This is a genomic window from Pseudomonas sp. SWRI179 (assembly GCF_014268705.1).
Classification (GTDB): domain Bacteria; phylum Pseudomonadota; class Gammaproteobacteria; order Pseudomonadales; family Pseudomonadaceae; genus Aquipseudomonas; species Aquipseudomonas zanjanensis.
This window is the reverse complement of the sequence record NZ_JABWRA010000010.1, coordinates 102263-122446: the sequence shown is the minus strand read 5'-3', so window position 1 is coordinate 122446 and position 20184 is coordinate 102263. Positions and strand designations below refer to the sequence as shown.

The window sequence follows — 20184 nt, the reverse complement described above, 5'->3', positions numbered from 1 at the left end:
AAGTGTCAAAGCTTGATAAGTCCCAATAAGGGACCTATCGTTCCCCATTTGGGACTTTAGACTGCTTATATGAACCCTCTTTCTCTCAGCGACGCGCTGTTCACAGCCACTCAGCAGCGAGTCTTGGGCTTGTTGTTTGGTAAGCCGGATCAAAGCTTCTATGCCAACGAAATTGCCCGCTGGGCCCAAGTAGGCAAAGGCAGCCTCATGCGCGAGCTGGAGCGCCTGCAACGCTCAGGCGTGCTCACCATGACTCGTCTGGGCAATCAAACCCACTATCAAGCAAATCCACACTGTCCGATTTACGCTGAACTGCTGGGCATCGTGCGCAAGACCATCGGCATCGCCGAACCGTTACGCCTGGCATTGGAGCCCTTTTCAGAGCAACTGTGCTGGGCGTTCGTCTATGGCTCCATCGCCAAGGGCCAGGCGAACACATCCAGTGACATAGACCTCATGCTGATCGGCGAGGGCCTGCACTACAGTGAAGTCATGGAGCGGCTCCTGCCTCTGGAAGAACAACTGGGCCGTTCGCTAAATCCAACGCTCTACACGCCCCGGGACTGGGCGGCAAAACTTGCGGCCGGCAACAGCTTCGTGATGCGGGTAGCGCAGCAGGAGAAGATCGACTTGCTGGGTGAAGACCCGTTGGAAACCAAGGATGGACAAGCACCAAAACCTGGAGAACCTGTCACATAGCGGCGGCCTGAAAACCGAACCACCGGATCGCCAGGAATGTGAAGGCCTGATGCGTTCAGCCGTGGATCGCTTGAAGGATGCCCAAACCACTTCCCTCTCTTTCTCAAGAGTTGGCCCGTGGCGGTGGCCACAAACTTCCAATCCAATCCATATCCCTGTGGGAGCGAGCTTGCTCGCGATGGCGCAGTGTCATGCAACAACACTGTTGACTGACCCACCGCTATCGCGAGCAAGCTCGCTCCCACAGGGCAGACCCTCATCCGGATGTCGCAAACCGTGGCGAGGGAGCTTGCTCCCGCTGGGTCGCGAAGCGGCCCCAAAAGCGACGACTGCTGCGCAGCCGAGCGGGAGCAAGCTCCCTCGCCACAGAAGCATTGTCCGCTGCGGCATCAACCATTACTCCAGCCGTAACGATCCGCCGCTGAGCTTGATTGATGCCCACGCCACAACACTCCTAAGGTGAGCTCCACGACAGCGAACCCGTGGAGTGGTCATGACAACAACAATATCCCCCGACTCGCGCTGGACGCGGCGGCGCAGCGAGAAACAGCGGCGTCTCGGGCTGGTGAAGGGGCTTGCCGACGGTGTGGTGCTGCCCACCGACAAGATCGTCGCGGCGCTGGAGGCGTTGATCCTGCCCGGCGACCGTGTGGTGCTGGAAGGCAATAACCAGAAGCAGGCGGACTTCCTGTCCCGCTCCCTGGCGAAAGTCGACCCTTCGAAGCTGCATGACCTGCACATGATCATGCCGAGCGTCGGTCGTTCCGAGCACTTGGACCTGTTCGAACGCGGCATCGCCCGCAAGCTCGATTTTTCTTTCGCCGGTACCCAGAGCCTGCGCATCAGCCAGTTGCTGGAAGACGGCCTGCTGGAAATCGGCGCGATCCACACCTACATCGAGCTCTATGCCCGGCTGGTGGTGGACCTGATTCCCAATGTCGTGCTCTCGGCCGGTTTCATGGCCGACCGCGCCGGCAATATCTACACCGGCCCCAGCACCGAAGACACGCCGGCGCTGATCGAACCGGCGGCCTTCAGCGACGGCATCGTGATCGTCCAGGTCAATCAGTTGGTAGACGATGTCAGCGATTTGCCGCGAGTCGATATCCCGGCGTCCTGGGTGGATTTCGTGGTGGTGGCCGACAAACCGTTCTACATCGAACCGTTGTTCACCCGCGACCCTCGCCATATCAAGCCTGTGCATGTGCTGATGGCGATGATGGCGATCCGTGGGATCTACGAAAAACACAACGTCCAGTCCCTCAATCACGGCATTGGTTTCAACACCGCCGCCATCGAATTGATCTTGCCGACCTACGGCGAATCCCTTGGTTTGAAGGGCAAGATCTGCCGCAACTGGACCCTCAATCCGCACCCGACCCTGATCCCGGCCATCGAAAGCGGCTGGGTCGAAAGCGTGCATTGCTTCGGCACCGAGTTGGGCATGGAAAATTACATCGCCGCGCGCCCCGACGTGTTCTTCACCGGCCACGACGGTTCGCTGCGCTCCAACCGCATGGTCTGCCAACTGGCGGGGCAGTACGCGGTGGACCTGTTCATCGGCGCCACCCTGCAAGTGGACGGCGACGGCCATTCCTCCACGGTGACCCGCGGTCGACTGGCCGGCTTCGGCGGTGCGCCGAACATGGGCCATGACCCTCGCGGTCGCCGTCACGGCACGCCGGCCTGGCTCGACATGCGCCACGGCGGTGGCGAGGCGCCGTTGCTCGAACGCGGCAAGAAGCTGGTGGTGCAGATGGTCGAGACGTTCCAGGAAGGCGGCAAGCCGACCTTCGTCGACACTCTCGACGCGGTGGACGTGGCGAAGAAAGCCGGCATGCCCCTGGCGCCGATCATGATCTACGGCGATGACGTCACCCACCTGCTCACCGAAGAGGGCATCGCCTACCTGTACAAGGCCCGCTCCCTGGAAGAGCGCCAGGCGATGATCGCCGCCGTGGCCGGCGTCACTGCCATCGGCCTGCGCCATGACCCGAAAGACACCGCACGCATGCGCCGCGAAGGGCTGATCGCCTTGCCCGAAGACCTCGGCATCCGCCGCACCGACGCCACCCGCGAGTTGCTCGCGGCCAAGAGCGTGGCCGATCTGGTGGAATGGTCCGGTGGCCTCTACAACCCGCCCGCCAAGTTCAGGAGCTGGTAAATGCGCGCCCTTAATCTGCAACCCAAGACGTTATCCCTGGCTGAACGTTTGGCCGATCTGGCGGTGGACGCGCTGATCGACGAAGCCGACCTCTCACCCAAACCGGCCCTGGTGGACCGGCGCGGCAGTGGTGCCCACACCGACCTGCACCTGGGCCTGATGCACGCCTCGGCACTGTCGCTGTGGCCGGCCTTCAAGGAAATGGCCGAGGCCGCCCTCGAGTGTGGCGAGATCGGCTTGCCGCTGCGCGAGGCCCTCGGCCGGATCGGCCGAGAAGGTGAAGCCGCGATGCTCGCCACCACGGGCGGCGTAAATACTCACCGGGGTGCGATATGGGCCTTGGGCTTGCTCGTCGCGGCGGCGGCGCTGGAGCCTGAATCCAACGTCGCGGGCGCCGTCACGCTACGTGCCGCCCGCCTGGCCTTGCTCACCGACCGTTATGCACCCCAACCCTTGAGCCACGGCGCCCAGGTCGCCCAGCGCTACGGCGTGCGCGGCGCCCGGGAAGAAGCGCAACTGGCGTTCCCGGCGGTGACGGGCCTGGGTTTGCCGCAACTCAAGCGCAGCCGCGCGGCGGGGGCGGGCGAGCAGAACGCTCGCCTGGATGCCTTGCTGGCGATCATGACAACACTGGCCGACACCTGTGTGCTCTACCGCGCTGGCGAAGCGGGTTTGCAGGCCATGCAACAGGGCGCCAAAGCGGTGCTCGACGCCGGTGGCAGTGCAAGCCTGGGCGGCCGCCGCCAATTGCATGCGCTGGACCAACAACTGATTGCCTTGAACGCCTCGCCCGGCGGCGCTGCCGACCTGCTCGCCGCCTGCCTGTTCCTCGATCGCATCGAGCGCGGCGATGGCTTCTTCCCAGGAGTGTGCTGATGGAAACCTTATCCTTTGAATTCCCCGCCGGCAAGCCGCCACGGGGCCGGGCGCTGGTGGGCTGTGTCGGCTCGGGCGACCTGGAAGTGCTGATCGAGCCTGGCCTGGCGGGCAAGCTGACCATCCAGGTGCAGACCTCGGTCAATGGCAGCGAGCAGCGCTGGCGGCATCTGTTTGCCCGGATGTTCGACGGTCAGACACCGTCCGCGATGAGCATCGACATCCATGATTTCGGCGCCACCCCCGGCGTGGTGCGCCTGCGCCTGGAACAAGGCTTCGAGGAGATGGGCCATGACTGACAGCGCAGCGTTGCTCAACAAGCACAGCTTCGTCGAACTCGGCGCCCGGCAACGGGCCAAAGCCTTGCTCGATGCCGGTACGTTCCGCGAATTGCTCGACCCGTTCCAGCGGATCATGTCGCCGTGGCTGTTGCGCCAAGGCGTGGTGCCGCAAAGCGACGACGGCGTAGTGATCGCCAAGGGCATGCTCGACGGCCTGCCGGTGGTGATCGCCGCCATCGAAGGTTCGTTCCAGGGTGGCAGCCTCGGCGAAGTCGGCGGGGCGAAGATCGCCGGTGCGTTGGAATTGGCGGCGCAGGACAACCGAAAAGGTATTCCGACCCGCGCCGTGTTGCTGCTGGAAACCGGCGGCGTGCGGTTGCAGGAAGCCAACCTCGGGCTTGCGGCGATTGCCGAGATTCACTCGGCGATAGTCGATCTGCGCCAGTACCAGCCAGTGGTGGGTGTGGTCGCCGGCAGCGTCGGTTGCTTTGGCGGCATGTCCATTGCCGCCGGGCTGTGCAGCTATCTGCTGGTGACCCGGGAAGCACGGCTGGGCCTGAACGGTCCGCAAGTGATCGAACAGGAAGCCGGCCTCGACGAATATGACTCTCGCGACCGGCCATTTATCTGGAGCCTGACCGGCGGTGAGCAGCGTTTCGCCACCGGACTGGTGGACCGTTACGCGGCCGACGACGTGACGCAGATCCGTCAGCAGGTCAGCCAGTTGCTGCACCTGGGCGTGCCCGCGCAGCACCGCAGTGGCCAGGCCGAACTGTTCCTGCAACGCCTGGCCCGCTTGGACACTGACGTGCAAATCGAACCGGAAGCGGTTCGCCAGCTGTACCAGGGAGAACGCCCATGAGTGCTTATTCGTTGAGAGGCTTGCGCTGGTTCGAGGCCTTGAGTGGTGGTGCCAGCACGGTGCAAGGTTTACCCGCTTCGTTGAAAGTCGCCGATGTCAGCCTGGGCGAACAAACCGTGCGCCTGCTGGCGGTGGTGGCCGATCCCGACAACCGTTTCCCTCGGGCGCGCAATGGCGAAGTCGGCTTGCTGGAAGGGTGGGGCCTGGCCAAGGCGGTGGATGACGCCATCGACGCCGACCGCGATGCAACCCACAAGCGTGCGCTGATCGCCATTGTCGATGTGCCGAGCCAGGCCTATGGCCGGCGCGAAGAAGCGCTGGGCATTCACCAGGCCCTGGCCGGCGCCGCTGACAGTTACGCCCGCGCCCGGTTGGCCGGGCATCCGGTGATTGGCTTGCTGGTGGGCAAGGCGATGTCGGGGGCGTTCCTGGCCCACGGCTACCAGGCCAACCGGTTGATCGCCCTGCGCGACCCGGGCGTGATGGTCCACGCCATGGGCAAGGCTTCGGCGGCGCGGGTGACCTTGCGCAGTGTCGAGGAGCTTGAAGCGCTGGCTGCCAGCGTGCCGCCGATGGCCTATGACATCGACAGCTTTGCCAGCCTGGGCTTGCTGTGGGAAACCCTGTCGGTGGAGCAGATCGAACAGCCCTCGGCGACTGATTTGGCCCGGGTCATCGATTGCCTGCAACAGGCGATCAACAATGTCGCCACTGCGCCTCGCGACTTGAGCAGTCGCCTCGGTGCGACCCATCGGGCGGCCTCCAGCACGGTTCGCCAATTGTTGAGCGCGCAGTGGTGAATACGTACCTGGCCCATGACCTGCTCTGGGGGATGACCCCGGAGCAAGTGCCCGCGGGTGCGCCGGCATGGGTGGTTGAATCGATGGCCGCCGGTCAACCGGTGGTGGTTCGGCGCTCGCTGACGCCAGCGGATCAGATCGCGGTCGGCGTGCGCGGGCATTTGCGCGAGCAGCGTTATGCAACGTCAATGGCGGTCGCGGCGATTTCCCGTTGCGTCAGGCCGGAAGACCTCTGTCACGTCGAGTCGACTCGCGACCTGCCAGCCCTGCACACGCTGGCCCGCCTGCGCCCGCTGCTCGACGCCAGCGGCTGGGCCTGGGGTGTCAGCGGCAGCGCCGGGTTCGAGCTCGCCACGGGTGTCGAGGCACTGCATGAGCGCAGCGACCTGGATCTGATTCTGCGCACGCCGCAGCGCCTGGATCGGCTCCAGGCCAAGCAGTTGCTGGCGCTACTGGATGCTTCGGTATGCGCCGTGGACATGCAGTTGCAAACCCCTTGCGGCGCCGTGGCCTTGCGCGAATGGGCGGGCTCGTCCCGTCGGGTCTTGCTCAAGGATGATGTCCGGGCCCGGCTGGTGAGCGATCCCTGGCAGCCTTCGTTGGAGCAGGTCGCGTGAGCAGCCTCTTGGTCTTTCCCGGCCAGGGTGCGCAGCGCGTGGGCATGCTCCATGGGGTGGCGCCGCGGATCCTGGACGAGGCGAGTGCTGTGCTCGGTGAAGATGTCTTGCGACTGGACAGCGCTGAAGCCTTGCAGTCGACCCGCGCCGTGCAGCTGTGCCTGCTGATCGCCGGCGTGGCGGCGGCCCGTCGATTGCTGGAACAGGCTCCCGCGCCTGACTATGTGGCGGGACTGTCCATCGGTGCGTATCCGGCGGCAGTAGTGGCTGGGGCGCTGGCTTTCGAGGATGCGTTGCGACTGGTCAGCCTGCGCGGCGAACTGATGCAGCAGGCCTACCCGCAAGGCTACGGCATGACGGCGATCATCGGCCTGGACCTCGCGGCGGTGGAAGCCTTGCTGGCCCAGGTGCACAGTGAAACAACGCCGGTCTACCTGGCCAACATCAATGCCGATAACCAAGTGGTCATTGCCGGCAGCGACGGCGCCATGGGCCTCGTTGCCGAAAAGGCTCGGAGCCAAGGCGCTGGCAAGGCCTGCCGGCTGGCGGTGAGCGTGCCGTCCCATTGTCCGTTGCTGGAGGCGCCGGCCCGGACATTGGCCGAGGCGTTTGCCGACGTGCCGTTGAAAGCGCCAACCCTGGGCTATCTCAGCGGCAGCCGCGCCCGGCCGGTCATCAATACCGATGCCCTGCGCGACGATCTGGCCTTCAACATGTGCCGTGTCGTCGATTGGCGCGGCACGGTGCAAAGCGCCTACGAGCGAGGCGTGCGGTTGCAGATCGAACTGCCGCCCGGTGCGGTGCTCACCGCCCTGGCGCGCCGGGTGTTCGAGCAGGGCTCCGTCATGGCCTTCGACGGTGCTCGGCTCGATACATTGCAAGCGCTGTTGCGTGAGGAGGGAAGCCGCCAACCCTAGACCACCGACTCAAGCTGGCGAAGCACAAAAACAACAACTTCGACGATGCACTTTGAGGACTACGACAATGATTATTTACGGTGTGGCGTTCCTGGCCTTTTGTACCCTGGCGGGTATTTTCATCGGCGAGCTGCTGGGCAAGCTCATTGGCGTGCCGGCCAACGTGGGCGGCGTCGGCATTGCGATGCTGCTGTTGATCGGCCTGGGCAGTTACCTGAACAAACGCGGCCTGTTCACGGGCAAATCCGAGGCCGGCGTGGAATTCTGGAGTGCGATCTACATCCCCATCGTGGTCGCGATGGCGGCCCAGCAAAACGTCTACGGTGCACTCAAGGGTGGGCCGATGGCGATCCTGGCCGGGACCCTGGCGGTGGTGATTGCCTTTGCGTTGGTACCGGTGCTGGTACGCATTGGCAACAAAGGGCCTCAGGCCGACATCTCCGTCAAGACGGTCGGGTGATTGCCATGTACGAATCCATGATGAAAGTCATCACCGGCTACGGCCTGATCAGCGGTTTTGCCATTGTCGGCATCACCATGTGGGTGTCCTACTGGATCAGCAATACCTTCACCAAAGGCCGCCTGCATGGCTCGGCGATCGCCATCCTCCTGGGATTGGTACTCTCCTACATCGGCGGCGCAATGACCGGTGGGCAAAAGGGCGTGGTGGACATTCCGCTGCTGTCCGGGATTGGCTTGCTGGGCGGCGCCATGCTGCGGGACTTCGCCATCGTCGCCACGGCGTTCGGCGTGAGTGTCGAGGAACTCAAGCGCGCCGGTTTCGTTGGAGTGCTGGCCTTGTTTGTCGGGGTCGGTACGTCGTTCATTGCCGGGGTTGGCGTGGCGATGGCCTTTGGTTATACCGATTCGGTGAGCCTGACCACCATCGGTGCGGGAGCCGTGACCTACATCGTCGGGCCGGTGACCGGGGCGGCGATTGGGGCCACTTCCGAGGTGATGGCCTTGTCCATTGCCGCCGGATTGATCAAGGCGATCCTGGTGATGGTGGCGACACCGTTCGTGGCGCCGTACATCGGCCTCAACAACCCGCGTAGCGCGGTGATCTTCGGCGGCTTGATGGGCACCTCCAGCGGCGTGGCCGGTGGGTTGGCGGCCACCGATCCGAAGCTGGTGCCTTATGGTTGCCTGACGGCGGCGTTCTACACCGCCCTTGGGTGCTTGCTCGGGCCTTCGCTGCTGTTCCTGATTATGCGGGGGTTGATGGGGTAGGGCTTTGATCTTGCGCTGAACGGGCTGTCCTCATCGCGAGCAGGCTCGCTCCCACAGGGGATTTGTGAACACCGATCCAATGTGGGAGCGAGCTTGCTCGCGAAGGGGGCGACTCGGTTTCAAGCTTGCCGATTGGCATACATCCGGCACTCCGCCAACAGCGCCAGCAAGTTCGGATCGCGCTCCTTGGCCTTCAGGAACACCACGCCAATGTGCTGCTGCAACCGGTACTTTTCCTGCAACGGGATCAGCTTCACCCGGTTTTCATACACCGCCGCAATCCGGCCTGGCAGCAAGGCGTAGCCCACCCCGGAGCTGACCATGCTCAGCAGGGTGAAGATGTCGTTGACCTGCATCGCCACCTTCGGCTCGAACCCCGCCTGCTTGAACACCCGGACACCGTCCTGATGCGTGGCGAAGCCCTGGGTCAGGGTGATGAACGTTTCGTCGCGGACCTCGGCCAAGTCGACTTCGCTGCGCTGGGCAAAGGGCGAGTCGGCCGGCGTGGCGAGGAAGATGTCATCGGAAAACAGCGCGATCTGCTCGCAATCCGGGTCGTTGACGCTGTCGTCCAGGGACACCAGGATCGCATCGACTTCCATGTTCTTGAGCTTGTACAGCAGGTCGATGTTGGAACCCATGATCAGGTCGATATTGAGTTCGCTGCGGCGGATCTTCAGGCCCATGATCAACTGCGGCACGGTCTTGACCGTCAGCGAATACAGCGAGCCAAGCTTGAAGCGCTCGGCGGAGAAGCCGGCGGCCTCACGGGTCAGGCGCACACTGTCGACCACGTCCTGGATCAGCTTCTGCGCCCGTTCCTCCAGCACATAGGCGCTTTCCAACGGCGTGAGGTTGCGGCCTTCGTGCTTGAACAGCGGGCAGCGCAAGGCGCTTTCCAGCGAGTGAATGGCCCGGTGCACGCTGACGTTGCTGGTCTGCAACTCGGCCGCCGCCCGCGCCAGGTTGCCGGTGCGCATGAAGGCCAGGAACACCTCGAGTTTCTTCAGGGTCAATTCTTCGTCGATCAGCATGGGCGCGGACTCTTATTCGTATGGCTCGATTGTGCCCCATGTCTTCCTGGCGACGCGATTTATGTGGCTGGAGAGCCTTTGTGGCGAGGGAGCTTGCTCCCGCTGGGTGGCGAAGCCGCCCCAAGAATCTTGTGAGCGCTGCGCACTCAAGCGGGAGCAAGCTCCCTCGCCACGGGTTTGTGTCTAGCACGGGTACAAACCATTGCACTTTCAAGCGCCAAGCCTGAGCCTTGGCCCCTGTTTCTAAATGCGAGGTGGTATTGGATGTATCACGGGGAACGACTCAACGCCTGGACGCACCTGGTGGGGGCGGTGGCGGCGTTTATCGGCGCGGTGTGGTTGCTGGTGATCGCCGGAATGGCGGGCGATCCATGGAAGATCGTCAGCGTGGCGATCTACGGGTTCACCTTGCTGGTGCTGTATAGCGCTTCGACGGTCTATCACAGCGTGCGCGGGCGCAAAAAAGAAATCATGCAGAAGGTCGATCATTTCTCGATCTACCTGTTGATCGCCGGCAGCTACACCCCGTTCTGCCTGGTGACCCTGCGTGGGCCCTGGGGCTGGACATTGTTCGGGATCGTCTGGGGGCTGGCCGTGATTGGTATCTTGCAGGAAATCAAGCCGCGTTCCGAGGCGCGGATCCTGTCGATCGTGATCTACGCCGTGATGGGCTGGATCGTGCTGGTGGCGGTCAAGCCCTTGCTAGCGGCGTTGGGCAGCACAGGGTTCGCCTGGCTGGCCTCGGGCGGCGTGTTGTACACCGTCGGCATTATCTTTTTTGCCCTCGACCACCGGTTGCGCCACGCCCATGGCATCTGGCACCTGTTTGTCATGGCGGGCAGTTTGCTGCACTTCGTGGCGATTCTGTTCTACGTGCTTTGAGCCGCGGCGAACAGGCGATCCAGTTGTGCCTGGGCCTGGCTGGCAAAGATCTCCAGCAACGCGCCGAGGGTATGCACCGGCGCCTCGTTGGCCCGGGTCACGGCGTACAGGGAAATCGGCAGTGGGGGCGACAGCGGCCGAATGGCGGTGCGAGTGCTCGAAGCGCCGAGCGCGGTGAACGGGTCGATCACCGCCAGCCCAGCACCGGACTCGACCATGGCCCGGGCCAGTGAATAGGTTTGTACGGCGATGCTGATGCGCGGCGGCGGTTCCACGGCCTTGAGATAGCCGTCCAGCTTGGCGGAAAGCGGGTCGGCACTGGACAGGCCGATCAACGGTGCGCCGGCCAGGGCCTGCAACGGCATCGGCTGGCCCACCTGCGCTTCGGGCCAATGACCGCTCGGCGCCAGGGCGACCAATACGCCGCTGGCCAGGGCCTGGGCCTTGAGTCCTGGATGATCGGGCGGTTGCAGGGTCAGGGCCACATCGATTTCGCGCATCAGCAGGTTTTGCGTCAGTTCGCGGCTGTGGGCGCTGGACAACTCGCAGACGATGTCCGGGTAGCGTCGGGTCCATTGATGGATCGCCGCCGGCAATAGCGACAAGGCCAGGGCCGGTGTCGCGCCGATCCGCAAGCTGTGGCCCGGCTCGCGCCGCAGGCTCTGGGCGAGGCGCCGGACACCTTGCAGGCTCTCGCTGACCTTGTCGACTTCGCGCTCCAGCTCCAGCGCTTCGGGGGTGGCCTGCAACTTGCCGCGCACCCGCAGGAACAAGGCAAAGCCCAATTGCTGCTCGGCATGCTGCAGCACTTTGGTCACCGCCGGTTGCGAAACGTGCAGCAGTTGGGCCGCACCGCTGATGGAGCCGGTCTGGCGGACGGCCTGGAAAATCTCGATATGGCGAAGGCGCATGGCAAGCCCATAACCTTTGTTTATAGGGGGCCCATCTTTATTCATTGTTCGCGGCCTGTCACCTGGCCCTAACCTGAAGCCATTCAAAACAGATGTGAGACGGACATGGCTCAGCGGGTTTGCATCATCGGCGGTGGCGTGGTGGGGCTGGCGACGGCTTATGCGCTGGTGCGCGACGGCATCGACGTGACGGTGGTGGAGGCCCGGGAGACCGTGGGCAGCGAAACCAGTTTTGCCAACGGTGGCCAGCTGTCCTATCGCTATGTCGCCCCGCTGGCGGATGCCGGCGTGCCCTGGCAGGCCCTGGGCTGGATGCTGCGCGGTGACTCGCCGCTCAAGCTGCGGCCACGCCTGGACACGGCGCAGTGGCGCTGGATGGCTGCGTTCATTGGCGCCTGCCGGACTTCGGTCAATCGGCGCAACGGCGCCCACCTGTTGCGCCTGGCGCTATTGAGCCAGGCGACCTTGCAGGGCTGGCGCGAGCAGGACCACCTCGACGGCTTCGAATGGCGACGCAACGGCAAGCTGGTGACATTTCGCGACGCCGGGCATTTCCGGCGCGCGCGGCAGGGGTTGGCGGACAGTGCCTCTCAGCAGGTGCTTGGCCCCGCCGAGTGCGCGACCCTGGAACCGGCCCTGGCCGGCGTGCCGTATGTAGGCGGGATCTACACACCGGATGAGGAAGTCGCCGATTGCCATGGGTTTTGCCAGCAATTGGCGGCACGTTTGCGCGTTTCGGGGCGCTGCGAGTTCCTGTTGGGGCAGCCGGTCAGCGCCATCGAACACGCCAATGGCGCGGTGCAGGCCATCGTGCTGGACGGGCAGCGGCTGCCGGTGGAGCACCTGGTGATCGCTGCCGGCCACCGCAGCGCCGCGCTCGCCTTGCCCGGCGTGCGGATGCCGCTGTATCCGCTCAAGGGCTACAGCTTGACCGTGCCCATTGGTCCCGAGCATCAGGCGCCGGAGTTGAGCATCACCGACTACGACCGCAAGGTTGTCTATGCGCGGATCGGCGAACAATTGCGAATCGCGGCGATGGTCGACATCGTCGGCTTCGACCCGACGCCGGACCCCAAGCGCCTGGCCTTGATCAAGCGCCAGGCCCTGGAAACTTTTCCCCAGGCTGGGGATTATTCCCGTGCTATCGAATGGGCCGGCATGCGCCCGGCCACCCCCAGCGGCGTGCCGCTGATCGGCGCCACCGGCTACCGTAACCTGTGGCTCAACCTGGGCCATGGGGCCTTGGGTTTTACCCTGGCGTGTGGCAGTGCTCGCGTGCTCAGCGAGCTGATCCGCCAGCACACACCTTCCATCGACTTGCAGGGCCTGACGCCCCGCGCCGCCTGACTCACCCAACGGAGAATAACAATGCAAAAAATCACGTTGATCGGCTGCACCCTGAGCCTGCTATTGAGCGCCGCGGCTTTTGCCAATGAGGCGCCAACGGCGGGCACGCTGGGCAAGATCGCTAGCAGCAAGACCATCACCCTGGGCTATCGCGACGCCTCGGTGCCGTTTTCCTATGTCGCGGATAACAGCGGCAAACCGATGGGGTATTCGGTGGAACTGGCGGGCAAGATTGTCGAGCGCATCAAGCAGCAACTGGCGTTACCGCAACTGAATGTGAAGTACAACCTGGTTACCTCCCAGACCCGCATTCCACTGGTGCAGAACGGCACCGTGGACCTGGAGTGTGGCTCCACCGGGGTGACGGCCGAGCGGCAGAAGCAAGTGGCGTTTTCCTATGGTTTTATCTACGTGAAGGGCCAGTTGCTGACGGCCAGGGACAGCGGTATTCACAGCTTCGCCGACCTGCGTGGCAAGAACGTGGTGACCACCGCCGGCACCACCAATGAACGCTTCCTGAAAAGCTACAACCAGGACAACAAGGCCGACATGTTCATCATCAGCGCCAAGGACCACGGCGAGTCCTTCCAGATGCTCGAGACCGGCCGGGCGGCGGCGTTCTACATGGACGATGCGCTGCTCTACGGCGAACGGGCCAAGGCCCGCGACCCGCACAAGTGGGTGGTGGTGGGGCAGGAGCAATCGCGGGAAATCTACAGCTGCATGGTGCGCAAGGACGATCCGCAATTTCTGGCATTGGTCAACGCGACCCTGGCCGATTTGTACAAGTCGGGGGAGATCAACGAGATCTACGACCGCTGGTTCCAGAAACCGATTCCACCCAAGGGCCTGAACCTGGAGTTTCCGATGACCAGCGAGTTGAAGGCGATCATTGCCAAGCCGACGAGTGAGCCGGTGCAGTAAGTGTCATGCACCGCTGAGCCCTTGTGGGAGCGGGCTTGCTCGCGAAGGCGGTGTGTCAGTCAAGATTGATGCTGGCTGACACACCGCCTTCGCGAGCAAGCCCGCTCCCACATTAATTGGCATCTTCAATGGGGCGGAGCCTTAGAAATCCCCCCACAACTGCTGCGCCACCGCCAACGCCACCACCGGCGCGGTTTCGGTGCGCAGCACGCGGGGGCCGAGGCGGGCGGCGTGGTAGCCGGCGGCTTTGGCCTGCTCGACCTCGGCATCCGACAAGCCGCCCTCGGGGCCGATCAGGAAGGCCAGTGTGGACGGTTTGTCATGGCTGACCAGCGGCTCGGCCACCGGGTGCAGTACCAGTTTCAGTTCGGCCTCGGCCTGCTTCAACCAGTCCGCCAGCAACAGCGGCGGGTGGATCACCGGCACGGTCGAGCGTCCGCACTGTTCGCAGGCGCTGATCGCCACCTGGCGCCAGTGCAGCAAGCGTTTGTCGGCGCGCTCGTCCTTGAGGCGCACTTCGCAGCGCTCGCTGAAAATCGGTGTGATCTCGCTGACCCCCAATTCCGTGGCCTTCTGGATCGCCCAGTCCATGCGCTCGCCCCGGGACAGGCCCTGGCCGAGGTGAATACGCAGCGACGATTCAGGCTGTCCGGCGAACTGTTCGTCCAGTTGCACCCGCACGCGTTTCTTGCCGACTTCGGCCAGGGTGCCGCGAAACTCCTGGCCGGAACCGTCGAACACCTGCACCGCATCGCCCTCGGCCATGCGCAGCACCCGGCCTATGTAGTGGGCCTGGGCTTCAGGCAGTTCGTGGTCGCCGAGGCCCAGGGGGGCGTCGATGAAGAAGCGGGACAGTCTCATGTTTTGTTCTCTATTGAATCTGAATTCGACATTGCTGCGAGGGAGCTTTTGTGGCGAGGGAGCTTGCTCCCGCTCGATTGCGCAGCAATCGCCAAGAGGGGCCGCTTCGCCCGAAGCGTCGGACCGGCCCAGCGGGAGCAAGCTCCCTCGCCACAGAGAAATTTGTCGTCAGCCCGGATCGCGATAACCCGGGTGAAAGTCCTTCGGCACCGCCACGCTGACCTTGTCCCGGGTGGCGATGTCGATGCCTTCGCTGGCCACTTCGGCGAGGAAGTCGATCTGCTCGGGGGTGATGACATACGGCGGCAGGAAATACACCACGCTGCCCAGCGGTCGCAACAATGCACCGCGCTCCAGGGCATGCTGGAACACGGCGAGGCCGCGGCGTTCCTGCCATGGATAAGCGGTCTTGCTGGCCTTGTCCTTGACCATCTCGATGGCCAGCACCATGCCGGTCTGGCGCACCTCGGCGACGTTCGGATGGTCGGCCAGGTGGGCGGTCGCGCTGGCCATGCGTTGGGCCAGGGCTCGGTTGTTTTCGATGACGTTGTCTTCTTCGAAGATATCCAGCGTCGCCAGGGCCGCCGCGCAGGCCAGCGGGTTGCCCGTGTAGCTGTGGGAATGCAGGAAGGCGCGCAAGGTCGGGTAGTCGTCGTAGAACGCGCTGTAGACCTCGTCGGTGGTCACGCACGCCGCCAGCGGCAGGTAACCGCCGGTCAGGGCCTTGGACAGGCAGAGGAAGTCCGGGGTGATGCCGGCCTGTTCACAGGCAAACATCGTCCCGGTACGGCCGAAGCCGACGGCGATTTCGTCGTGGATCAGGTGCACGCCGTAGCGGTCGCAGGCCTCGCGCAGCAGTTTCAGGTACACCGGGTGGTACATGCGCATGCCGCCGGCGCCCTGGATCAGCGGCTCGACGATCACTGCCGCCACCGTGTCGTGGTGCTCGGCCAGGGTCTGCTCCATGGCGGCGAACATATTCCGCGAATGCTCCTCCCAACCCATGCCTTCGGGGCGGTGGTAACAGTCGGGGCTCGGCACCTTGATCGTGTCCAGCAGCAACGCCTTGTAGGTTTCCGTGAACAACGGCACGTCGCCCACCGACATCGCCGCGATGGTTTCGCCGTGGTAACTGTTGCTCAGGGTGACGAAGCGCTTCTTGTCCGGCCGACCGCGATTGATCCAGTAGTGGAAGCTCATCTTCATCGCCACTTCGATGCAGGACGAACCGTTATCGGCGTAGAAGCACCGGGTCAGGCCTTCGGGCGTCATTTTTACCAGGCGCTCGGACAGCTCGATCACCGGCTGGTGGCTGAAACCGGCAAGGATCACATGCTCCAGTTGATCGACCTGGTCCTTGATGCGCTGGTTGATGCGCGGGTTGGCGTGGCCGAACACGTTGACCCACCAGGAACTGACGGCATCGAGGTAGCGCTTGCCTTCGAAATCTTCCAGCCACACGCCTTCACCGCGCTTGATGGGGATCAGCGGCAGCTGTTCGTGATCTTTCATCTGGGTGCAGGGATGCCACAGCACCGCGAGGTCGCGTTGCATCCACTGGTTATTCAGGCCCATGTACAGTCTCCTCGAGGCGGCTCGCGGCGGGCGCGGGCAAAACAATCGCGCAAGCCTATGCAATGGCGGCCGTGGGGACAACCCATTGTGTCATTCGCGCTACTTTGAGCCAGGCGATAGACGTCGCTGGCGGCGTTTTGATGGCTGACGTATTCTTCGCCGTTCCCTGGGCCGACTGGCCCGAAGCTGAAATTTCCTAGGTTTTAATCCGGAGTTCGTTGAATGTCTGCTGGTTGGCTGCGCGCCTGTGCGCTGGTGATGATAGGGCTGTTCAGCGTTTCGGCGCTGGCCAAGGACAAGCAACCGACGGCCATCGTCATCGGCGGCGGGTTGGCCGGACTGACGGCAGCCTACGAGCTGCAAAACAAGGGCTGGGCCGTGACCCTGCTGGAAGCCAAGCCGAGCCTGGGTGGCCGTTCGGGCATGGCCACCAGCGAGTGGATCGGCAACGAAAAGACCCAGCCGGTGCTGAACAAGTACGTCTCCACCTTCAAGCTGAGCACTACGCCGGCCCCGGAATTCGTGCGGACCCCCAGCTACCTGATCGACGGGACGTATTTCACCGCCGCGGACCTGGCGACCAAGCAGCCGGCCACCGCCGAAGCCCTCAAGCGCTACGAAACCACCCTGGACGACCTGGCGCGCTCCATCGATGACCCGCAGAACCCCGCGGCCACCAACACCTTGCATGCGCTGGACCAGATCACCGTGTCCAACTGGCTCGACCGCCTGCAATTGCCGGCTACGGCGCGGCAGTTGGTGAACCAGGAAATCCGCACCCGTTATGACGAGCCATCGCGCCTGTCGCTGCTGTATTTCGCTCAGCAGAACCGCGTCTATCGCGGCGTGTCCGACCGCGACCTGCGGGCCTCGCGCTTGCTCGGTGGCAGTCCGGTCCTGGCCCAGGCGTTCGTCAAGCAACTGAAAACCATCAAGACCAACTCGCCCGTGTCGGCCATCTCCCAGGACAAGGACGGCGTGACCGTCAAGGTCGGCAGCGTCGGCTACCAGGCTGACTACGTGGTGCTGGCGGTGCCATTGCGGGCCCTGAACAAGATCCAGCTGACCCCGGCCCTGGATGCCCAGCATCAAGGTGCGATCAAAGGCACCAACTACGGCTGGCGCGACCAGATCATGCTCAAGTTCAAGACCCCGGTCTGGGACAGCAAGGCGCGCATGTCGGGTGAGATCTACAGCAACACCGGCCTGGGCATGATGTGGATCGAGCCGGCCATGAAGGGCGGCGCCAACGTGGTCATCAACCTGTCCGGCGACAACGCCCGGGTGATGCAGGCCTTCGGCGACAAGCAGATGGTCGATCAGGTGCTGATCCGCCTGCACGCGTTCTATCCACAGGCCCGTGGCGCGTTCACCGGCTATGAGATCCGCCGCTACAGCACCGACCCGTCCATGGGCGGCGCCTACCTGGCCTTTGGCCCCGGTCAGATCAGCAAGTACTGGCGCCTGTGGGAAAAGCCGTTGCAGCGCGTAGCCTTTGCCGGTGAACACACCGACACCTTGTACCCAGGCACCCTGGAAGGCGCGTTGCGCAGCGGCGAGCGGGCAGCCAGTCAGGTTCAAGATCTGGCGGCCGGCAAGTCGTTCGAACCGGCCAAGGTGGCACCGGTTGCCGCAGCGGCGGCCGGTGCGGTGGCGGCGAAGAAGGGCAACTTCTTCAGCAACCTGTTTGGCGGTTCGGATGACGACAAGAAGCCGGAGCCGGTGAAGGCGCCAGAGTCGGTAGCACCGCCGCCAGCGCCGACGCCTGCTCCCGCCCCAGCACCGGTCCCGGTGGAACCTCCCGCGCCGGCCCCGGCGAAGGTTGAGCCAGCGAAGAAAGCAGCGACCAAACCCGCGGCGAAAAAACCGGCTGCCAAGGCCCCAGCTAAAAAAGCCCCGGCCAAGGCTCCGGTGAAAAAGGCCGAGCCGGTGAAGAAGCCAGCCGTCAAACCGACGACGGCTACTGAGACCAAGGCTCAGTAACGGTCAGGTGGAAAGAGCGCGGCACAAAGGCCGAATGCTGTTCACTTAAGGCAGTCGACAAACCCGTGGCGAGGGAGCTTGCTCCCGCTGGGTCGCGAAGCGTCCCTGTTTTGGGGCTGCTGCGCAGCCCAGCGGGAGCAAGCTCCCTCGCCACGGCTTGCTGACGTCCTACACGCCTCGGCGATATATCAGAAACTTCCCACCCTTTAACCGGAAGCAGGCGATAGAGCGCGGCAAGCCGGGAATCTAGGCTCTCCTGAACACAGGAGCGCGCGTATGAAAATACTCATAGCAATGGTCGTATTGGTTTCGATGTATGGGTGTGTGTATGGAGAATACCGGGATCCTCTGATGACTCCGATGATTCCAAAACGAGACCCTCAGTTGGCGTACAGGTGCACGTTTGACCCCTACAAGCCTGAATGCTCGGTGAACTGATAATTCAAAGCTTTAAGCTCATAAAAGCTGGAGCGAACATGAAATTGATAACGGCTTTAATTTTATTGGCAGTGTTTGGTGTCGTTGGCTGCACTAACGGCGGTATGGTGCTGAAAAAGCACGACCCTCAATTAACTTATAGATGTGACATGGATCCTTACCGGCCTGAGTGCGTCAATAAGTAAGCAGACTCGCTACCAAACGATTGCAAGGTGTCAGCGTGCTGCCCCACGCTGGCTTTGTTAGGACGCAAGCCCGCTCGCGATGACGCCTTCCAGCCGAGCTGATCTCCTGGTTCCCGCTCGCCATTACGCAGTGCATTCGCTTTAATCTTTCCTTAACCCACCGCCTCCAGACTGATGATCGTATTTCTCGATATTTCAAAGCGAAATTTTCCGCTTTAAATCGATAGATAAGTCGCTAGTCTTGAGCGCAGTTTTTACAGGATATGAGCAATGCAGCTACGCAACTCTTCTTCTCGCTATGGTTGGGTCAGTATCGCTGTGCACTGGGCCGTTGCCCTGGCGGTGTACGGGTTGTTCGCCCTGGGCCTGTGGATGGTCGGCCTGGATTACTACAGCACCTGGCGCAAAGACGCACCGGACTTGCACAAGAGCATTGGCCTGGTGTTACTGGCGGTGATGGTGCTGCGAGTGATCTGGCGTTTTGTCAGCCCGCCGCCACCGACCCTGGAAACCTACGGACGCCTGACTCGCGTCAGTGCCAAGCTTGGCCATGGCGCACTGTATCTCGGGCTGTTCGCCGTGATGATTGCCGGTTACCTGATTTCCACCGCAGACGGTGTCGGGATTCCGGTGTTTGGCCTGTTTGAAGTACCCGCGCTGGTGTCCGGACTGCCCGATCAGGCAGACGTCGCCGGCCAGATCCATTTTTACCTGGCATGGGCGTTGGTAATTTTTTCCGGCCTTCATGCGTTGGCAGCATTGAAACACCACTTTATCGACCGTGACGCGACCCTCAAGCGAATGCTGGGGCGCGAAGCCTGATGTTCAACCTCGACTCCAAAGGAATAGAAAGCATGTTGAAAAAGACGCTCGCCGCCCTGGCAATCGGTTCTGCCCTGCTGTCCGCCGGCCAGGCCATGGCTGCCGACTACGTGGTCGACAAGGAAGGCCAGCACGCCTTCGTCGACTTCAAGATCAGCCACCTGGGCTATAGCTACATCACCGGTACCTTCAAGGACATCGACGGCAAGTTCAGCTTCGACGCCGCCAAGCCTGAAGCCAGCAAGATCGAGTTCAACGTCAACACCGCCAGCGTGTTCACCAATCACGCCGAGCGTGACAAGCACATCGCCAGCGCTGACTTCTTGAATGCGAGCAAATTCGGCAAGGCCACGTTCGTGTCCACCAGCGTCAAGTCCACCGGCGAAAACACGGCCGATGTGACCGGTGACCTGACCCTGCTGGGCGTGACCAAGCCGGTCGTGGTCAAGGCGACTTTCCTGGGCGAAGGCAAGGACCCATGGGGTGGCTACCGTGCCGGCTTCGAAGGCACCACTACCATCAAGCGTTCCGACTTCGGCAAGCAGAAAGACCTGGGGCCAAAATCCGACACGGTCGAACTGTACGTCTCGTTCGAAGGTGTCAAAGCGAAGTAACTTTCGCGCCTGACAAAAAAACGCCCCTGGTCTTGCGATCAGGGGCGTTTTTTGTTGCCACATGAAATCTGACAACAGCGCAGGATCCTTTGTGGGAGCGGGCTTGCTCGCGAATGCGGTGGGTCAGTCGATAAAGTATTGCCTGATAGACCGCATTCGCGA

Annotated in this window: 20 protein-coding genes; 16 read left to right on the top strand and 4 right to left on the bottom strand. The window is 63.0% G+C overall.

Annotated features, from left to right (window positions below):
• Positions 1-69: 69 nt before the first annotated feature.
• The 10 genes from HU767_RS08275 (at position 70) to madM (ending at position 8446) form a co-directional block, all read left to right on the top strand.
• The gene (locus HU767_RS08275) at positions 70-699 is read left to right on the top strand and encodes a nucleotidyltransferase domain-containing protein (RefSeq protein WP_186729229.1); all 630 of its coding nucleotides are present in this window, start codon (positions 70-72) and stop codon (positions 697-699) included.
• Between the two features lie 493 nt (positions 700-1192).
• Entirely contained in the window at positions 1193-2863 is a 1671-nt protein-coding gene (gene mdcA / locus HU767_RS08270; RefSeq protein ID WP_186729227.1) for a malonate decarboxylase subunit alpha, read from the top strand.
• Entirely contained in the window at positions 2864-3739 is an 876-nt protein-coding gene (locus HU767_RS08265) for a triphosphoribosyl-dephospho-CoA synthase (RefSeq protein WP_186710367.1), read from the top strand. It abuts the gene before it with no gap.
• On the top strand, positions 3739-4038 hold the full coding sequence (locus HU767_RS08260) for a malonate decarboxylase subunit delta (protein WP_186729224.1): 300 nt from the start codon (positions 3739-3741) through the stop codon (positions 4036-4038). The genes HU767_RS08265 and HU767_RS08260 overlap by 1 nt, the downstream gene beginning before the upstream one ends.
• Entirely contained in the window at positions 4031-4882 is an 852-nt protein-coding gene (locus tag HU767_RS08255; RefSeq protein ID WP_186710371.1) for a biotin-independent malonate decarboxylase subunit beta, read from the top strand. Before HU767_RS08260 ends, HU767_RS08255 begins: the two co-directional genes overlap by 8 nt.
• The gene (mdcE, locus tag HU767_RS08250) at positions 4879-5682 is read left to right on the top strand and encodes a biotin-independent malonate decarboxylase subunit gamma (protein ID WP_186710372.1); all 804 of its coding nucleotides are present in this window, start codon (positions 4879-4881) and stop codon (positions 5680-5682) included. The genes HU767_RS08255 and mdcE overlap by 4 nt, the downstream gene beginning before the upstream one ends.
• Positions 5676-6299: a malonate decarboxylase holo-ACP synthase gene (locus HU767_RS08245; RefSeq protein ID WP_186729222.1), complete on the top strand. Its 624-nt coding sequence runs from the start codon at positions 5676-5678 to the stop codon at positions 6297-6299. Before mdcE ends, HU767_RS08245 begins: the two co-directional genes overlap by 7 nt.
• The gene (mdcH, locus tag HU767_RS08240) at positions 6296-7216 is read left to right on the top strand and encodes a malonate decarboxylase subunit epsilon (RefSeq protein WP_186729220.1); all 921 of its coding nucleotides are present in this window, start codon (positions 6296-6298) and stop codon (positions 7214-7216) included. Before HU767_RS08245 ends, mdcH begins: the two co-directional genes overlap by 4 nt.
• A gap of 67 nt (positions 7217-7283) precedes the next feature.
• Positions 7284-7676 carry a malonate transporter subunit MadL gene (gene madL, locus HU767_RS08235; protein ID WP_186710375.1) on the top strand — a complete coding sequence of 131 codons (393 nt, stop codon included), beginning with the start codon at positions 7284-7286 and terminating at the stop codon, positions 7674-7676.
• A 5-nt stretch (positions 7677-7681) separates the two neighbouring features.
• Positions 7682-8446: a malonate transporter subunit MadM gene (madM, locus tag HU767_RS08230; protein ID WP_186729218.1), complete on the top strand. Its 765-nt coding sequence runs from the start codon at positions 7682-7684 to the stop codon at positions 8444-8446.
• A gap of 119 nt (positions 8447-8565) precedes the next feature.
• Here madM and HU767_RS08225 read toward each other — a convergent pair whose 3' ends face one another.
• On the bottom strand, positions 8566-9480 hold the full coding sequence (locus HU767_RS08225) for a LysR substrate-binding domain-containing protein (protein ID WP_186707073.1): 915 nt from the start codon (positions 9478-9480) through the stop codon (positions 8566-8568).
• A 264-nt stretch (positions 9481-9744) separates the two neighbouring features.
• Between HU767_RS08225 and HU767_RS08220 the strand changes: the two genes are divergently transcribed.
• Positions 9745-10362, top strand: a complete 618-nt coding sequence (locus HU767_RS08220; RefSeq protein WP_122567374.1) for a hemolysin III family protein — start codon at positions 9745-9747, stop codon at positions 10360-10362.
• Here the strand turns inward: HU767_RS08220 and HU767_RS08215 are convergent.
• The gene (locus HU767_RS08215) at positions 10350-11273 is read right to left on the bottom strand and encodes a LysR substrate-binding domain-containing protein (RefSeq protein WP_186729215.1); all 924 of its coding nucleotides are present in this window, start codon (positions 11271-11273) and stop codon (positions 10350-10352) included. The two genes, HU767_RS08220 and HU767_RS08215, sit on opposite strands and share 13 nt — an antisense overlap.
• Before the next feature lie 105 nt (positions 11274-11378).
• Here HU767_RS08215 and HU767_RS08210 point away from each other — a divergent pair, with 105 nt between their 5' ends.
• Both HU767_RS08210 and HU767_RS08205 read left to right on the top strand, forming a co-directional pair.
• Positions 11379-12620, top strand: a complete 1242-nt coding sequence (locus HU767_RS08210; RefSeq protein WP_186729213.1) for a D-amino acid dehydrogenase — start codon at positions 11379-11381, stop codon at positions 12618-12620.
• 21 nt (positions 12621-12641) lie between these two features.
• Complete coding sequence (locus HU767_RS08205) at positions 12642-13544, top strand: transporter substrate-binding domain-containing protein (RefSeq protein WP_186729211.1); 903 nt, start codon at positions 12642-12644, stop codon at positions 13542-13544.
• 141 nt (positions 13545-13685) lie between these two features.
• On the opposite strand, the gene HU767_RS08200 is transcribed toward HU767_RS08205, so the two are convergent.
• Both HU767_RS08200 and HU767_RS08195 read right to left on the bottom strand, forming a co-directional pair.
• Positions 13686-14405 carry a 16S rRNA (uracil(1498)-N(3))-methyltransferase gene (locus HU767_RS08200; RefSeq protein WP_186707077.1) on the bottom strand — a complete coding sequence of 240 codons (720 nt, stop codon included), beginning with the start codon at positions 14403-14405 and terminating at the stop codon, positions 13686-13688.
• A gap of 168 nt (positions 14406-14573) precedes the next feature.
• Positions 14574-15980 (bottom strand): adenosylmethionine--8-amino-7-oxononanoate transaminase, encoded by a 1407-nt coding sequence (locus HU767_RS08195; RefSeq protein WP_186707078.1) that lies wholly within the window; start codon positions 15978-15980, stop codon positions 14574-14576.
• A 222-nt stretch (positions 15981-16202) separates the two neighbouring features.
• Between HU767_RS08195 and HU767_RS08190 the strand changes: the two genes are divergently transcribed.
• From HU767_RS08190 to HU767_RS08180, 3 genes are all read left to right on the top strand, one after another.
• Positions 16203-17963 carry a flavin monoamine oxidase family protein gene (locus tag HU767_RS08190; protein ID WP_186729208.1) on the top strand — a complete coding sequence of 587 codons (1761 nt, stop codon included), beginning with the start codon at positions 16203-16205 and terminating at the stop codon, positions 17961-17963.
• Between the two features lie 893 nt (positions 17964-18856).
• Positions 18857-19408: a cytochrome b gene (locus tag HU767_RS08185; protein WP_186729206.1), complete on the top strand. Its 552-nt coding sequence runs from the start codon at positions 18857-18859 to the stop codon at positions 19406-19408.
• Positions 19409-19440: 32 nt separating this feature from the next.
• Positions 19441-20022 (top strand): YceI family protein, encoded by a 582-nt coding sequence (locus HU767_RS08180; protein ID WP_186707081.1) that lies wholly within the window; start codon positions 19441-19443, stop codon positions 20020-20022.
• The last annotated feature ends 162 nt before the right edge of the window (positions 20023-20184 follow it).

Bases quoted from the DNA above. Each gene is read 5' to 3' on its own strand.
- HU767_RS08275 (WP_186729229.1), top strand. From the start codon at position 70: ATGAACCCTCTTTCTCTCAGCGACGCGCTGTTCACAGCCACTCAGCAG.
- mdcA (WP_186729227.1), top strand. From the start codon at position 1,193: ATGACAACAACAATATCCCCCGACTCGCGCTGGACGCGGCGGCGCAGC.
- HU767_RS08265 (WP_186710367.1), top strand. From the start codon at position 2,864: ATGCGCGCCCTTAATCTGCAACCCAAGACGTTATCCCTGGCTGAACGT.
- HU767_RS08260 (WP_186729224.1), top strand. From the start codon at position 3,739: ATGGAAACCTTATCCTTTGAATTCCCCGCCGGCAAGCCGCCACGGGGC.
- HU767_RS08255 (WP_186710371.1), top strand. From the start codon at position 4,031: ATGACTGACAGCGCAGCGTTGCTCAACAAGCACAGCTTCGTCGAACTC.
- mdcE (WP_186710372.1), top strand. From the start codon at position 4,879: ATGAGTGCTTATTCGTTGAGAGGCTTGCGCTGGTTCGAGGCCTTGAGT.
- madL (WP_186710375.1), top strand. From the start codon at position 7,284: ATGATTATTTACGGTGTGGCGTTCCTGGCCTTTTGTACCCTGGCGGGT.
- madM (WP_186729218.1), top strand. From the start codon at position 7,682: ATGTACGAATCCATGATGAAAGTCATCACCGGCTACGGCCTGATCAGC.
- HU767_RS08225 (WP_186707073.1), bottom strand. From the start codon at position 9,480: ATGCTGATCGACGAAGAATTGACCCTGAAGAAACTCGAGGTGTTCCTG.
- HU767_RS08220 (WP_122567374.1), top strand. From the start codon at position 9,745: ATGTATCACGGGGAACGACTCAACGCCTGGACGCACCTGGTGGGGGCG.
- HU767_RS08215 (WP_186729215.1), bottom strand. From the start codon at position 11,273: ATGCGCCTTCGCCATATCGAGATTTTCCAGGCCGTCCGCCAGACCGGC.
- HU767_RS08210 (WP_186729213.1), top strand. From the start codon at position 11,379: ATGGCTCAGCGGGTTTGCATCATCGGCGGTGGCGTGGTGGGGCTGGCG.
- HU767_RS08205 (WP_186729211.1), top strand. From the start codon at position 12,642: ATGCAAAAAATCACGTTGATCGGCTGCACCCTGAGCCTGCTATTGAGC.
- HU767_RS08200 (WP_186707077.1), bottom strand. From the start codon at position 14,405: ATGAGACTGTCCCGCTTCTTCATCGACGCCCCCCTGGGCCTCGGCGAC.
- HU767_RS08195 (WP_186707078.1), bottom strand. From the start codon at position 15,980: ATGGGCCTGAATAACCAGTGGATGCAACGCGACCTCGCGGTGCTGTGG.
- HU767_RS08190 (WP_186729208.1), top strand. From the start codon at position 16,203: ATGTCTGCTGGTTGGCTGCGCGCCTGTGCGCTGGTGATGATAGGGCTG.
- HU767_RS08185 (WP_186729206.1), top strand. From the start codon at position 18,857: ATGCAGCTACGCAACTCTTCTTCTCGCTATGGTTGGGTCAGTATCGCT.
- HU767_RS08180 (WP_186707081.1), top strand. From the start codon at position 19,441: ATGTTGAAAAAGACGCTCGCCGCCCTGGCAATCGGTTCTGCCCTGCTG.